Annotated in this window: 14 protein-coding genes; 9 read left to right on the plus strand and 5 right to left on the minus strand. The window is 67.8% G+C overall.

The features are described from left to right. Positions 1–2: 2 nt before the first annotated feature. Positions 3–1,346 carry a nitrate regulatory protein gene (locus FZ029_RS28290; protein WP_247892539.1) on the minus strand — a complete coding sequence of 448 codons (1,344 nt, stop codon included), beginning with the start codon at positions 1,344–1,346 and terminating at the stop codon, positions 3–5. A 244-nt stretch (positions 1,347–1,590) separates the two neighbouring features. On the opposite strand from FZ029_RS28290, the gene FZ029_RS33225 reads away from it, so the two are divergent. Both FZ029_RS33225 and FZ029_RS28295 read left to right on the plus strand, forming a co-directional pair. Beyond that, positions 1,591–1,785 carry a hypothetical protein gene (locus tag FZ029_RS33225; protein ID WP_211104246.1) on the plus strand — a complete coding sequence of 65 codons (195 nt, stop codon included), beginning with the start codon at positions 1,591–1,593 and terminating at the stop codon, positions 1,783–1,785. A 113-nt stretch (positions 1,786–1,898) separates the two neighbouring features. Continuing rightward, positions 1,899–3,113, plus strand: a complete 1,215-nt coding sequence (locus FZ029_RS28295; RefSeq protein ID WP_282184186.1) for an alpha-hydroxy acid oxidase — start codon at positions 1,899–1,901, stop codon at positions 3,111–3,113. Between the two features lie 82 nt (positions 3,114–3,195). On the opposite strand, the gene FZ029_RS28300 is transcribed toward FZ029_RS28295, so the two are convergent. Beyond that, a complete protein-coding gene (locus FZ029_RS28300; protein ID WP_149273058.1) occupies positions 3,196–3,906 on the minus strand; it encodes a hypothetical protein in 711 nt (236 codons plus the stop codon). Between the two features lie 177 nt (positions 3,907–4,083). Between FZ029_RS28300 and FZ029_RS28305 the strand changes: the two genes are divergently transcribed. Further along, the gene (locus FZ029_RS28305; RefSeq protein WP_247892540.1) at positions 4,084–4,527 is read left to right on the plus strand and encodes a hypothetical protein; all 444 of its coding nucleotides are present in this window, start codon (positions 4,084–4,086) and stop codon (positions 4,525–4,527) included. Positions 4,528–4,670: 143 nt separating this feature from the next. On the opposite strand, the gene FZ029_RS28310 is transcribed toward FZ029_RS28305, so the two are convergent. The 3 genes from FZ029_RS28310 to FZ029_RS28320 form a co-directional block, all read right to left on the minus strand. Beyond that, positions 4,671–5,735, minus strand: a complete 1,065-nt coding sequence (locus FZ029_RS28310) for an ABC transporter ATP-binding protein (RefSeq protein WP_149273059.1) — start codon at positions 5,733–5,735, stop codon at positions 4,671–4,673. Continuing rightward, on the minus strand, positions 5,728–7,395 hold the full coding sequence (locus tag FZ029_RS28315) for an iron ABC transporter permease (protein ID WP_149273061.1): 1,668 nt from the start codon (positions 7,393–7,395) through the stop codon (positions 5,728–5,730). The genes FZ029_RS28310 and FZ029_RS28315 overlap by 8 nt, the downstream gene beginning before the upstream one ends. A 220-nt stretch (positions 7,396–7,615) precedes the next feature. After that, positions 7,616–8,719, minus strand: a complete 1,104-nt coding sequence (locus FZ029_RS28320; RefSeq protein WP_149273063.1) for an ABC transporter substrate-binding protein — start codon at positions 8,717–8,719, stop codon at positions 7,616–7,618. A 182-nt stretch (positions 8,720–8,901) separates the two neighbouring features. Between FZ029_RS28320 and FZ029_RS28325 the strand changes: the two genes are divergently transcribed. From FZ029_RS28325 to FZ029_RS28345, 6 genes are all read left to right on the plus strand, one after another. Next, positions 8,902–9,567, plus strand: coding sequence for a response regulator transcription factor (locus tag FZ029_RS28325; protein ID WP_149273065.1), 666 nt, complete (start codon positions 8,902–8,904; stop codon positions 9,565–9,567). A 13-nt stretch (positions 9,568–9,580) separates the two neighbouring features. Then, the gene (locus FZ029_RS34005) at positions 9,581–11,041 is read left to right on the plus strand and encodes a sensor histidine kinase (RefSeq protein WP_149273067.1); all 1,461 of its coding nucleotides are present in this window, start codon (positions 9,581–9,583) and stop codon (positions 11,039–11,041) included. Positions 11,042–11,525: 484 nt separating this feature from the next. Further along, positions 11,526–11,672, plus strand: a complete 147-nt coding sequence (locus FZ029_RS33230; RefSeq protein WP_170307224.1) for a hypothetical protein — start codon at positions 11,526–11,528, stop codon at positions 11,670–11,672. A gap of 136 nt (positions 11,673–11,808) precedes the next feature. Further along, the gene (pncA, locus tag FZ029_RS28335; protein ID WP_149273069.1) at positions 11,809–12,444 is read left to right on the plus strand and encodes a bifunctional nicotinamidase/pyrazinamidase; all 636 of its coding nucleotides are present in this window, start codon (positions 11,809–11,811) and stop codon (positions 12,442–12,444) included. Between the two features lie 164 nt (positions 12,445–12,608). Next, complete coding sequence (locus FZ029_RS28340; protein WP_149273070.1) at positions 12,609–13,103, plus strand: GFA family protein; 495 nt, start codon at positions 12,609–12,611, stop codon at positions 13,101–13,103. Positions 13,104–13,232: 129 nt separating this feature from the next. After that, entirely contained in the window at positions 13,233–13,724 is a 492-nt protein-coding gene (locus tag FZ029_RS28345; protein WP_149273072.1) for a BLUF domain-containing protein, read from the plus strand. Positions 13,725–13,739 lie beyond the last annotated feature (15 nt).

Here is a 13,739-nt window from a genome sequence, read left to right on the forward strand (position 1 = left end):
GGTCATCCGCCCGCGGCCCCTCCCCCCGCCGTGACGCCGCGAAGGATGTCGGACATGCTGAGGATGGCCTCCGCCACCTCGATGATGCGCTTGTTCTGGTTCATCGCCGTCTTGCGGATCAGCTTGTAGGCCTCCTCCTCCGACAGGTTGCGGGTGGACATCAGCAGGCCCTTGGCGCGGTCGACCACCTTGCGTTCGTTGAGCGCCGCCTTGGCCGTCTCCAACTCCAGGCTGACATCGCGCAGGCGCTGGGACTGCGCCTGGACGACGTCGAGGACGGAGCGCATCAGCTTCGGCCGCAGCCCGTCGGGGGCGTAGAGGCCGGAGGCGTCCTGGCCGGAAAGACCGGGATCGGCATCGACCAGCACCATGGCGACCGGCACCACCGCGTCGGGGGTTCGGCCGTCGGCCTGTTCCAGATCTGCACGGGCCTGCGCCAGCTTCGCCTCGCACAGGTGGCGGAGATCCTCGGTCAGGCGATCCTCCACCGTCTTCAGCAGGTCCATGCGGCGGGTGGAACGTTCGAACCAGACCTCCGGGGTGATGCCCGACAGCTCGCCATGGCGGGCATCGTCGGAGAGCGCCACCGCGCGCATCCGCTCCACCTCCGCCACCGCCGGGTCGGCCAGGGCGGTGCGGAAGGCGGCGGCGTGGTTGGGTTCGGCGAACTCCGCGAAGATGCGGAAGGCGCGGTTCTGCGCATCGACCAGTTGGGCGAGGCGCACATGCTCCGCCCCGTCGAAGCGCCCGCGCGAGAAGCCGGCGCTGGCGGTCGCCCGCTCCTGCCCGGCGAATTCCTTGCCCTGGACGATGTTGAACAGGGCGACCAGGGCGCGGGAGATTGCCGGGTCGGCGGCGATGTCGGCGGCCTCGAACACCACGGACAGCAGATGGCCGATGATGTCGGTGAAGGCCTTCACCGAATCCTGCGGCACCAGAGCCAGCGACGACACCTGACCGCGCAGGCCCGGCAGCCCGTCCAGCGCGTGGAGCGCGATGGCGACGCGGCTGTAGAACTGCGCGCCGGAACTGAGGCGGTCGAGCTGTTCGTCCACCAGATCCAGCCGGTCGCGCAGTACCGCCTCCAGCGCCCTGGCGTCGGCCTGCCAGCGGGCGCGGTCGTCGGCGAAGCGGCTGCCGCTGGAGCCCAGATAGATGGAGGACGCACCGCGTTCCTTCTGCAGGGCGTGGATCAGGGCGCTGAGATCGCGGACCAGGGCGCTGACCGCCAGAAGCTGTTCGACGTCGCGGATGCGGCACAGCTTGGCGGCGCGAAGAAATCTCGTCGCGGCGGCGCTGGTCCCGCTTTCGGCCCCGCTTCCCCCCGCCTGCTGCTCCATATCCATGCGGTCCGTTCCCCCGACATCGCCCTGTCCCATGACCCTGTACGCAATGGATATGCCAGCGGGAATGAACACTGCCGACAGGCCGTGCCGGGGGAAGCGAGCCGGCTGCGCGTGCGCGCTGTTGCCCAAGAATGGGGCGGCTCTGCCGGAAAAATGGGCGGACCGGCGATGCAATGATGTGCGGCGCAACATCGGGCGGCCTGCGCTGTTGATCCGGGAGTTTCCCCATTTCGGAGTCGCCCCCATGATGACCAGGAACCCGTTCATGAGCGCTTGGCTGTCGTGGGCCAACCGCGCCACCGGCATGTGGACCTCCGCCGCGATGTCGGCGGCCAAGCGCAACCAGTCGACCGCCCAATCGGCGATGATCAAGGCCATGATGACGCCGCCGAAGGCTGGCCACTCCAAGCCCAAGCGGAAGGCCAGGCCGGCGCGCTGAGTGGCGGGCCGGCCAAAGGGCAGCCTTGCCGCAACCACGGCTTGACGGTGCGCGGAGGGAGTGGCCAAATCCACCCCCTTCCGTTTCACGCGCAACCGTTCGAGACACGCCCCATGACCTCCGTTCGCATGCCTTCGTCGCGGCCGCCGTCGCGCTGGGCGAACCTGTTCACCGACCGGCCCGTCACCTGCATCGAGGATCTGCGGCAGCTGGCGGAATGGCGCGTGCCGCGGATGTTCTACGATTATGCGGATTCCGGCTCCTACACGGAGTCGACCTACCGCGCCAACGAGTCCGACTTCGGCCGGATCAAGCTGCGCCAGCGCGTGGCGGTGGACATGACCAACCGGACGCTGGCCAGCACGATGGTCGGCCAGCCGGTGGCGATGCCGGTGGCCCTGGCCCCGACCGGCCTGACCGGCATGCAGCATGCCGACGGCGAGATCCTGGCCGCCCGCGCGGCCGCCAAGGCCGGCGTTCCCTTCACCCTGTCGACGATGAGCATCTGTTCCATCGAGGACGTGGCGGAGAACACCGACAAGCCCTTCTGGTTTCAGCTCTACGTCATGCGCGACCGCGCCTTCATCGACAAGCTGATCGACCGCGCCAAGGCGGCTGGCTGCTCGGCGCTGGTGCTGACGCTGGATCTGCAGATCCTCGGCCAACGGCACAAGGACATCAAGAACGGGCTGTCCACCCCGCCGAAGCTGACCATCGGCAACATCCTGGACATGGCGACCAAGCCGCGCTGGTCGATCAACATGCTGCGGACCCACCGCCGCACCTTCCGCAACATCGTCGGCCACGCGACGGGGGTCAGCAACCTGTCGTCGCTGTCCTCCTGGACGGCGGAGCAGTTCGACCCGACGCTGAACTGGGACGACGTGCGCCGCATCAAGGACCGCTGGGGCGGCAAGCTGATCCTGAAGGGCATCCTCGACCCGGAAGACGCCGTGATGGCGGCGGACACCGGCGCCGACGCGCTGATCGTCTCCAACCATGGCGGCCGGCAGCTGGACGGCGCGATTTCCTCCATCGCCGCCTTGCCGGCCATCGTCGAGGCGGTGGGCGACCGCATCGAGGTGCTGATGGACGGCGGCATCCGCTCCGGCCAGGACGTGGTCAAGGCTCTGGCGCTGGGCGCCAAGGGCACCTTCATCGGCCGCGCTTTCCTCTATGGGCTGGGTGCCGGCGGCGAGGCTGGCGTGGCCCAGTGCCTGGAGATCATCCGCAAGGAAATGGACGTGACCATGGCCATGTGCGGCCTGCGCGACATCCGGCATGTGACCTCCAACATCCTGGCCGGGAAGCCGAACTTCGGGGTTTGACCGGGGCATTGTCTCCGTCTTGGCCGGCGGCGGGTTGGAACGGCGTGGAACGTTTTCCCGATGCCGTTTCAACCTGACGCGGTCACGGCCGCCCCGACGGGCGCCAGGAGAAGGCACCGGCGGCACGGCGGCTTACCGGGCCGGGGTTGAGATTGGGGTACTCTTCATACTGGTTGAGGGTCCAGGGGAAGACGCCCTTCGGTCCCGCCGCCTCCGGCTGGGCCAGAACGGCGGCGACCATGGCCGGGCTGGGCGGCCGGCGTTCGCGCAGCGCGCCGGGGATGTCGTCGTCATCCAGTTCGGGGACGGTGACGGCGGGCGGGTCTTCCGGGCGGGTCGCCCGCGTCCCTTCATCCGTCCTGCCCTCCGGGATATCCCGCGAGGCGTTGCGGGCGGTCTCAAGGCCGGGGATGAGGCCGAGCCGTTCGGCCAGCCAACGGACGGTGGTGGGATCGCCGGAGGTGACCAGCCGCTCGATCTGTTCGGCCACCAGAATGCGCAGCGAGGACAGGCGGAGTTCGGCCTCGCGGTTCAGCGCCTGACGCTCCCACCAGACCCTGTGACGAAAATCCTTGGAACCGTAATAGGCCCGCCAGAGCGTGGTGCGGCTGCAGCCCATGGCGCGGGAGACCTGAAGGAAGCTGTTGCCGCGCGCCAGCATGCCGGCGGCCATGATCCATTGTTCCTCGTGGAACTGCGATCCGGGGACCAGAGAGCCGTCGGACGGGGTCGGCGGCTCTTCGGCCCAGCGGGGGAACTGATCGTTGGTGAAGCTGCGGCTGTCGATGGGCATGGCGTGGCTCCGCGGAATAGAGGGGACCGCGAGGAGTTTATAGGTATTTTATCCCATTGGAAGGATTGTTTGCTAAATCCAACGCGCCCACCGACTCATGAATCCCGCGGGTGGAAAGTTACTTTCAGAGATATTGCGCTTCCGGGACGCGGAGGTAGCCCTGGATGCTGGGCCGGGGTGCGGTTCCTCGACGGCGCGCCGCAGGAGATCGGCGGGGTGGGCTTCGCCGGGGTGAAGGGCTTCGGCGGCGGGTTCGGCAACCGGATGCTCGACAGCTTCGGCGAGCCGGCGATCAAGCAGTTCGTCCACGAGGCGGTGAACGAGGCGATGCGGCTGGAAAGCGCGCTGCGGCAGCTGGACACCGAGCGGGTGTTCGTCGTGCTGCACTATGCCCCGATCGCCGCGACGGTGGAGGGGGAGCCGACGGAGATCTTCCCGTTCCTGGGCTCGTCGCGGCTGGCGGAGACCATCGACCGCTTCGACAATGTGCGGGCGGTGGCGCATGGGCATGCGCATCACGGGAGCTATACCGGGAAAACGCTGCGGGGGACGCCGGTGTATAACGTGGCGCAGACGATCCCGAAGGAGACGGGGCGGCCTTATGCGCTGATCGAGGTTTGAGTGTGTTAGGCGGTGCCCCCTCCCTAACCCTCCCCCGCTGGCGCGGGAGAGGGGACTGCCGCCGCTTCGCATAAGGCACCCTCTCCCGCCAAAGGCGGGGGAGGGTTGGGGAGGGGGCAAAACGCCGACGAACGTAAACCCCCTCAAAACACCCAAAGCTGCTCCGGCGGAAGGTGCAGCCAATGCGTCCCGGCCGCCAGCGGACGCCCGAACGCGCGCAGCGTCTGGTCGCCGCAGCGGAACACATGCTCCCAATGGCTGCCGAGATAGACCGAGGTCTCCAGCTCCGCCGGGATGCGGTTCTCGCCCTCCCCTCCCCCTGGGCCGTCCACCACCTCGACCTGTTCCAGGCGGATGACGCCGGTGGCCTCGTCCGACACGCCCTTGCCGGCGCGGTCCTTGCCCCACAGGGGAATGCCGGACAGGTCGATGCGGGCGTAGCCGCCGCGCTTGTCCTGCACGCGGCTCAGGATCTGGTTGTTGACGCCCATGAACTCCGAGGCGAACAGGCTGACCGGCTCGGTGTAGAGCTGTTCCGGCGTGCCGGCCTGGACGATGCGGCCACCGTCGAGCAGGACGATGCGATCGGCGATCGCCATCGCTTCCACCTGATCGTGGGTGACGAAGACGGCGGTCAGGTTCATCCGCTTGATCAGGTTGCGGATCCAGATGCGCGCCTCCTCCCGCAGCTTGGCGTCGAGGTTCGACAGCGGCTCGTCCAGCAGGATGACCGGCGGGTTGTAGACCAGGGCACGGGCCAAGGCCACGCGCTGCTGCTGGCCGCCCGACATCTGGTGCGGATAACGGTCGCCGAGATGGCCCAAACCGACACCGTCCAGCACGGTGGCGACGCGCTGCTGAAGCTCCGCCTTCGGCACGTTGCGCAGGCGCAGGCCGTAGGCGACGTTCTCGAACACCGTCTTGTGCGGCCACAGCGCGTAGGACTGGAAGACCAGCCCGAGGCCGCGTTTTTCCGACGGCACGTTCAGGCCGGCGGCGGCGTCGAACACCGGCTGGTCGCCGATGGAGATGACGCCCTTCTTCGGCTCCTCCAGCCCGGCGATGGAGCGCAACAGCGTGGTCTTGCCGCTGCCCGACCGGCCGAGCAGGGCGACGATCTCGCCCTGAGCGAAGGTGGCGGTGATGCCCTTCAGGATCTCGTTGTTGCCGTAGGACAGGTGCAGGTCGTCGATGATGAGCTTAGCCATGGGAGCGTTTCCCGAAGAGCGACATCAGCAGCAGGCCGCCGCCGATCATCGCGATGTTGACGGTGGAGAGCGCGGTGACGAGATCGACGGCGCCGGTGCCCCACAGCGAGACCAGCAGCGAGCCGATCACTTCGGTGCCGGGGGCCAGCAGATAGACGCCGGTCGAGTATTCGCGCATGAAGGTGACGAAGATCAGCAGCCAGCTGGAGAACAGCCCGACCTTGACCAGCGGGATCGTCAGGTCGCGCGACACCCGGCCGGGGCTGGCGCCGACGATGCGGCCGGCCTCCTCCAGCTCCGGGCCGATCTGCAGCAGGGCACCGCTGACCAGACGCATGCCGTAGGCGAGCCAGACCAGCGTGTAGGCGACCCAGATGGCGATCATGGTCTGGCGCAGCGGCGACAGGAAGGGCGTGAACAGGAAGACCCAGAAGATCGCCAGACCGGCCACCAGACCCGGCATGGCGCGGGGCAGCAGGACCAGATAGTCCATCAGCCTGGTCCAGCCCGACTGCCAGCGGTGGGCGGCGAGGTTCAGCATCGTGTAGACGCCGACTGACAGGGCTCCGCCGACCGACGCGATCAGCAGCGTGTTGACGATGCCGCGGGTCAGGTTTGGGAACTCCATCAGCTCGCGGAAATGCGCCAGCGTCAGCACGTCCAGCAGATTGACGCCCTCGCCCCAGCTCGACACGAAGGCGCGCAACACCAGACCGCTGAGCGGGACCACCACGGTGAACAGCAGCCACGCGGTGATCATCGCCGCGGCCGGCCAGCGCCAGACGCCGATGGAGACCGGCTTCTGCGCCGCGGCCTTGCCCTTGACCGAGACATAGCGGTTGGCGGCGCGCAGCAGGAAACGCTGGAGGGCCACCAGCGGCAGGGCGATGCAGATGATCGCCACCACCACCACCGCCATCAGCTGGTAGGACGGCGTGCCGAGCTTGTTGGTCAGCTTGTAGAGGTAGGTCGCCAGCACCAGGATGCCTTCGGGATCGCCCAGCACCAGCGGCAGGCCGAACAGCTCGAAGCCCAGGAAGAAGACGAGTACGGCGGCGTAGAGGATGTTCGGCATCACCATCGGCAGGCTGACGGTCAGCGCCGTGCGCAGCGGGCCGGCGCCGGTCATCCTTGCCGCCTCCTCCACGTCGGAGCCCAGGCTGCGCAGGGCCGACGAGGTGTAGAGAAAGACGTGCGGAACGTGGGTCAGGCCGGCGATGACGATCAGCGTCGTCTTGGAATAGAGGTACCAGGGGACGAAGCCGAAGACGCCCTTGAACCACAGGGTGACGAAGCCGGCCGGGCCGAGGCTGACCACGAAGCCGAAGGCCAGCACCACCGACGACACGAACATCGGCACCAGGATCACCGGTTCGATCCAGCGGCGGCCCGGCAGGTCGGTGCGGGTCATCAGGAAGGCCAGCAGCGCGCCGACCGGCACGGCGATGGCGGTCATGCCGAAGGCAATGACGGCCGAGTTGTAGAGGGCGTCGAAGAAGTCCTCGTCGTCCAGGACAAACTCGTAGGCCGACAGGGTGAAGGAGATCTTGGGCTGGAAGAACGGCCCGTCGAGGAAGCTCTGGTAGACGACCAGCCCGATCGGGGCCAGCACGGCGATCGCCATGGCGACGATCACCGCGATGCGCGTCGCGCGGTTCATGGGGGGATTTCCTTGAATTCGGCGGCTTTGGCGCCCTCCCCAGGGGGATCCCCCCTCTCACCCCCGGGGAGAGGGTCGGGGTGAGGGGGAGGCGTGGGGTGGATTAGGGGGGACGCGGGGCGTTTTCCGGCGAACTAGGCCACGCCATGCATCCCCCTCACCCTAACCCTCTCCCCGGGGGGGAGAGGGGACTCTGGCGGGGTCGCGAGGAGGTGCTAAATCACTTCCCCTGCAGGGCCTTCTGCCAGTCCTTCAGGAACTTCAGGCGCTTCACCTGATCGAGGTAGGTCAGCAGCTCCGGGCCGACATGGATCGGGCGCAGCGTGCTTTCCGGAATGCCGGCGGTCGGGTTGGCACTGGCAAGATCAGTGCGGATAGATCCCATGTAGCGGGCCTGCATCGCCTGCTGGCCGTCCTTCGACAGCAGATAGTCGAGGAACAGCTTGGCGGCGTTCGGGTGCTTGGCGCCCTTCGGGATGAAGGCGATGCGCGACATCACGATGGTGTAGTCGGTAGGCAGCACGACGCCCAGCGACTCCGGATCCTTATGCTGGCGCTCGAAGACGTAGGAGCCGATCATGTTGTAGCCGATGGTGTGCTCGCCAGACGTCAGGCGCTCGATCATCGCGCCGGAGGAGGTGTAGAGCTTCACGCCCGTCTGCCCCATCGCCTTCACCAGATCCCAGGTGCCCTTGCTGGCCTGCACGTCCTGGGTGATGTAGAGGAAGCCGACGCCGCTGCGCTCCGGATCGTAGGAGGTGACCTTGCCCTTGTAGGCGTCGGGCTTCTCAGCAAGCAGCTTGGCGAGGTCGGCGTGGGTCTTCGGCACATCGGCGGCAGGCACGACGCGCTTGTTGTAGGCGAAGACGATCGGCTCGGCGGTGGTGCCGAAGGCCTCGTTCTTCCAGTTGGCCCAGTCGGGGATGTTCTTGGTTTCCGGCGACGTATAGGTCTGGGCGTAGCCGTCGTTGACCAGCTTCATCTGCAGGTCCATCGCCGACGACCACATCAGGTCGGTGGTGCCGGTGTTGGCCGCCGCCTCGCTGATGAAGCGGTTGTACATCTCGGTCGAGTTCTGGTCGGCGTATTCCAGCTTGATCTTGGGATAGAGAGCCTCGAACCCCTTCAGGAGTTCCGACACGGCGGCCGCGTCGGTGGCGGAATAGATGCTGAGCGCGCCTTCCTGGTTCGCCGCCTCGATGATCTTGGCATAGGCGGGGTCGTAGCCGGCGGGGACCGACTGCGCCATGGCGGTGCCGGCGGTGAAGGCGGGCACGGCGACGTTCAGGGCGGTCGCGACCAGAAGGGCCAGTTTGGTGCGCATCTCTTCCTCTCCTGCGGTTGGTTTCCACGGCGCCGTTGCGGGCCGGGTTGGTTGGGCTTACAAGCGACTTTGTCGTGACTATAGGCAATCAACCTGTCGCCAATCTGTCGCGGATGAAAATTGTTGGTGGAACGGAACAGGTGCGATCGGATGATGGCCCATTCGGATGATAGGCGGCTCCCTTGCGCATCCTGATCGTGGAGGACGATGCCGCTCTCGCGCGCGGGGTGATCGGGGCGCTGAAACTGGCCGGCTATGCCGTCGACCATGTCGCGTCGGGGGAGGAGGCGGCGCGGCTGGAGCGGGCGGAGCCCTATGGGCTGGTGGTGCTGGACCTGGGGCTGCCCGACCTGTCGGGGTTCGAGGTGCTGACGCGAATCCGCCGCCGCGGTTCCACCGTACCGGTGATGATCCTGACCGCGCGGGAGGCGGTGGCCGACCGGGTCAAGGGGCTGGACCTGGGCGCCGACGATTATCTGCTGAAGCCCTTCGACCCGGCGGAGTTCGAGGCGCGGGTGCGCGCGCTGATGCGGCGCGGCCAGGGCACGCCGGTGCCGGAACTGGTGTGCGGGGGGCTGCGCTACGACCGCTCCACCGCGACGGTGACGCTGAACGGCCGGGTGCTGGATTTGCGCAAGCGCGAGTTGGCGGTGCTGGAGGGGCTGATCACCCGCGCCGGCAAGGTGGTGCCGAAGGACCGGCTGGCAGGCGAGGTGTTCGGCTTCGACGAGCCGGTGGCGCCGAATGCCATCGAGCTGTATGTCGCCCGGCTGCGCAAGAAGCTGGAACCCGACGGGCCGCAGATCCGCACCATCCGCGGGCTGGGTTACCTGATGGAAAGCGCCTGATGGATTGCGGCTGATGGCAGCGATTCGGGCGGGCAGACCAGAGCGCGTGCCGTCGCTGCGGCGCCGGCTGCTGACCCGGCTGCTGGTGCCGCTGGGGGCGCTGGCGGTCGGGCTGGGCGTCGGCGGGTCGGCGCTGATCCACGGCTTCGTACAGTCCACCCATGACCGGCTGCTGGCCGGCTCGACGCTGGCCATCGCCGAGCGGCTGGCGGTGGACGACGACAATGGCGAGGTCACGGTCGACCTGCCCGCCGTCGCCTTCGGCATGCTGGAGAGCCAGGCGCGCGACAGCATCTATTACAACGTCGCCCATGAGGGCGGGGTCATCACCGGTTATCTCGATCTGCCGCTGCCGGACATCTCGAAGATGCCGACCAACGTCACGGTGTTCCGCGACGCCACCTATCGCGGCCATGCCGTGCGGGTGGCGGCGCAGATCCGGCGGCTCTACGGCGTGCCCCTGCCGGTGCTGGTCCAGGTGGCGGAGACCACGGCCGGGCGGCGCGCGGTGGAGGTCGATCTGCTGCTGTGGCTGACCCTGCTGGAGGTGGCGCTGGTCGGCGGCAGCGGGCTGCTGGTGTGGGGGGCGGTGGGGCGCGGGCTGGCGCCGCTGGGGCGGTTGCGGCGGGTGATCGACAGCCGCTCGGCCCGTGGCGTGACGGGGGGCGGACTGGCGCTGGTGCCGCTGCCGCTGGCGGTGGTGCCGGTGGAGGTGCTGCCGCTGGTGATCGCCATCAACGGGCTGCTGGCGCGGCTTGACCAGTCCATCGGCACCATGCGCCGCTTCACCGCCGATGCCTCGCACCAGCTGCGCACGCCGCTGGCAGTGCTGCGCACCCATCTGGCGCTGCTGCGCCGCTTCGGCACCGACAGCGCGGAAGGCCGCGCCGCGCTGGACGATGTCGAGGGGGCGGTGAAGCGGCTGGAACGGCTGCTGGTGCAGTTGCTGGCACTGGCCCGCGCCGACGAGGACGCGCCGGCGGTGCCGGCCACGCCGGAGGTGACCGACCTGCGGCAGGTGGCGATGGAGGTCGCTGCGGAGCAGGTGCCGGCGGCGCTGGCCCAGGACATCGAGGTCCGGTTCGAGGCGCCGGAGGACGGGGACGCCGACCTGCGGGCCGTGGGCAACCCGGTGCTGGTGGGCGAACTGCTGGGCAACCTGCTGGACAACGCCATCCGCTACAACCATCCAGGCGGCACGGTGACGGTGCGGGTCGGGGCGGGGCCTGTCCTGGAGGTGGAGGACGACGGCCCCGGCATTCCGGAGGCCGAGCGCGAGCGGGTGTTCGAGCGCTTCTATCGCCTGGACCGTCCGGGCGAGCCGCCGCGCACCGGCAGCGGGTTGGGCCTCGCCATCGTGCGCGCTCTCGCCGACCGGCTGGGGGCGGCCGTGCGGTTGGACGCCGGGCAGGACGGCCGGGGGCTGAAGGTGACGGTGATCCTGCGGCCGGCGGAGGGGGGGCATACACCGTAAAGGAAATGGCCGAGTTGTTCCGACACGCCGCAGGATCATCCACCACTTTTTCAGCGTCATTCCCGCGAAGGCGGGAATCCAGCCGTTTTAGCCATTTCATTGCGGAGCTTCCTGGATCCCCGCCTTCGCGGGGATGACGGCCGAGAGAGGCGGCTCAAAGCGGATGGGGTGACATTCAGATGGCCGCCCCTCCCCCCAAGCTCTGCCATGACAATTTTGTTAACCAGAGCTGCGCGGATATTTCGCCGGCTTCCATTGCCAGTTCGCAGCTGCGGGACTATCTGACCGCTCCGCGCAGACTGTGCCGGCAAGGTGTTGGAAGTAAAGACTGTCCGGGCAACGGACGATTATTTTCCCTCATCCCGGTCCGGCTCACGGAAGAAAGAAGCGGCGCCCGGCGTCTATTGCCGGGAAGACCGCGGAATAAGGGTCCGGCCGCTCACAGGCGGGTGGCCGAAAGAGGTTAGGGAAAGGGTCAGTCACTATGCTTTGCAACATCGTCACCGTCGCCTCGCTGGGCGTCCTTCTGCTGTCGGGCATCGGCTTCAGCGTCACCAAGGCGCCGAAGCAGGACCGCCAGCATCAAACTGACATGCCGCGCCGCATGGCGGACGAAAACATCATGGGATGATGCGTATCGCTGCCGCCGCCCGGCGGGAGCGCTTGTTTGTTGCCCTCTCCCGAACCGGGGAGAGGGCGGTGGAACCGACCGGCGGATGTGCCTACACTCCAGGCGACCGTTTTCATTCGCCGGATGGACACAACCGATGCCCGCCCTCATTCCGCAGCCGGCCGACGCGCTGGTCCTGATCGACATCCAGAGTGATTTCTGCCCCGGCGGCGCTCTGGCGGTGGCGGATGGGGACGCGGTGGTGCCGGTGGCGAACCGGCTGGCGCGGCGGTTCGGCACGGTGGTCCTGACGCAGGACTGGCACCCGGCCGGCCACCGCTCCTTCGCCAGCGCCCATCCCGGCGGCGCGGCCTTTTCCGAGGTCGAATTTCCCTATGGGCCGCAGACGCTGTGGCCGGACCATTGCGTGCAGGGGACGCCGGGGGCGGAGTTCCATCCGGAGTTGGACACCACGCGGGCCGAGCTGGTGCTGCGCAAGGGGTTCCGGACGGCGATCGACAGCTATTCGGCCTTCTACGAGAACGACCGCAGCACGGCAACCGGGCTGGCGGGCTATCTGCGCGAGCGCGGGATCGCGCGCGTGGTGCTGGCCGGGCTGGCGACGGATTACTGCGTCGCCTATTCGGCCATGGACGCGGTGCGCTGCGGATTCGCGGCGGTGGTGGTCGAGGATGGCTGCCGCGCCATCGATCTGAACGGATCGCTGGAGAAGGCGCGGCACAGGTTGGCGGAGTGTGGAGTGGTGTTCTGCCGGGAGGCGGAGGTGGGTTGAGTGCTGAATCCCCTCTCCCGCCCCGGGAGAGCGAAGGGTGAGAGGTGATGCAAGGAACCATGCGGTTCGGAATTCTTGGATTCCCCCTCACCCTCCCCACCTTCGGAGGGTCCCCTCCCTCTCCCGGGACGGGAGAACGCACCCATTCCGCGGAGACCACTGCCATGAAGCTTTCCGGTTCCTGCCGCTGCGGCGCCGTCCACTTCACGCTGAACTCGCCGACGCCGGTGCCCTACATGCGCTGCTACTGCACCATCTGCCGCAAGAGCGCCGGCGGCGGCGGATACGCCATCAATCTGGGCGGCGACGCCGACACGCTGGAGGTCGAGGGGCGCGACGCGGTGGCGATGTGGCGGGCGCCGATGGAGGACCCCGACCATCCGGGACAGACCCACCTCGGCCCGTCTCACCGGCATTTCTGCAAACACTGCGGCACGGCGCTGTGGGCGGAGGATCCGGCCTGGCCGGAGCTGGTCCATCCCTTCGCGTCGGCCATCGACACGCCGCTGCCGACGCCGCCGGAGCGGGTCCACATCATGCTGGACTTCAAGGCGCCGTGGGTGGAGGTGCCGACGGGTCCGAACGACGTGCATTTCACCCGTTATCCGGAGGAATCGCTGGAGGACTGGCACCGGCGGCACGGATTGCTCGACCGCTGACGGCACCTGCCGCCGAGACCCATCCGGTTCGGGATATGCCCGGCGGCTGCGACACCGACTCTACGAAAGAAAGGGTTACTACGCCCCCGTTGCCTCGCCATTTTTATAAACAAAAATGGGAGGAGCGCCATGCTGACTCTGCTATATCGGAGTGATGCGGTCTCTCTGCTGCCTTTTTCGGCTTTGGCGGACATTTGTGTACGAAGCTCCGCAAAGAATCGACGTCTGGACATCACCGGCTTCCTTATCGAACATGAGGGGACGTTTCTTCAGGTCCTGGAAGGCGAGCCGAAGGCGGTGAACGAACTCTTCGACCGCATCTCGCATGACGAGCGGCACTGCAACATGGCGGTGCTGGGGCGGTGGGAACGGACAGGACGGTCCTTCGGCTTCTGGGCGATGAATTTCGGCCCGCTGGACGATCCGTCCTTCTGGCAGGGGGAGTTCGCCGACCTGCGCGACGGCGATGCCTTCCGGCGCAAGAGCGGCGATGCCGAAACCGCGCTGGCGGTGCTGTGCCGCGCCTATGCCTTCGCCGGCATGGTCGCGGGGTCCGATCCGGTGATCGGCGGCTTCGTGATGGGATACCCACGGGCCTTGTCGGGTCCGGCGGGCGTCTGAACCGTCAAGCCGCTG

Origin of the sequence: Azospirillum sp. Sh1, assembly GCF_008365135.1 — a bacterium.
GTDB lineage: Bacteria > Pseudomonadota > Alphaproteobacteria > Azospirillales > Azospirillaceae > Azospirillum > Azospirillum oryzae.

Coding starts and splice junctions, on each gene's coding strand:
- FZ029_RS28290 (WP_247892539.1), bottom strand. CDS start 1,346: ATGGATATGGAGCAGCAGGCGGGGGGAAGCGGGGCCGAAAGCGGGACC.
- FZ029_RS33225 (WP_211104246.1), top strand. CDS start 1,591: ATGATGACCAGGAACCCGTTCATGAGCGCTTGGCTGTCGTGGGCCAAC.
- FZ029_RS28295 (WP_282184186.1), top strand. CDS start 1,899: ATGACCTCCGTTCGCATGCCTTCGTCGCGGCCGCCGTCGCGCTGGGCG.
- FZ029_RS28300 (WP_149273058.1), bottom strand. CDS start 3,906: ATGCCCATCGACAGCCGCAGCTTCACCAACGATCAGTTCCCCCGCTGG.
- FZ029_RS28310 (WP_149273059.1), bottom strand. CDS start 5,735: ATGGCTAAGCTCATCATCGACGACCTGCACCTGTCCTACGGCAACAAC.
- FZ029_RS28315 (WP_149273061.1), bottom strand. CDS start 7,395: ATGAACCGCGCGACGCGCATCGCGGTGATCGTCGCCATGGCGATCGCC.
- FZ029_RS28320 (WP_149273063.1), bottom strand. CDS start 8,719: ATGCGCACCAAACTGGCCCTTCTGGTCGCGACCGCCCTGAACGTCGCC.
- FZ029_RS34005 (WP_149273067.1), top strand. CDS start 9,581: ATGGCAGCGATTCGGGCGGGCAGACCAGAGCGCGTGCCGTCGCTGCGG.
- FZ029_RS33230 (WP_170307224.1), top strand. CDS start 11,526: ATGCTTTGCAACATCGTCACCGTCGCCTCGCTGGGCGTCCTTCTGCTG.
- pncA (WP_149273069.1), top strand. CDS start 11,809: ATGCCCGCCCTCATTCCGCAGCCGGCCGACGCGCTGGTCCTGATCGAC.
- FZ029_RS28340 (WP_149273070.1), top strand. CDS start 12,609: ATGAAGCTTTCCGGTTCCTGCCGCTGCGGCGCCGTCCACTTCACGCTG.
- FZ029_RS28345 (WP_149273072.1), top strand. CDS start 13,233: ATGCTGACTCTGCTATATCGGAGTGATGCGGTCTCTCTGCTGCCTTTT.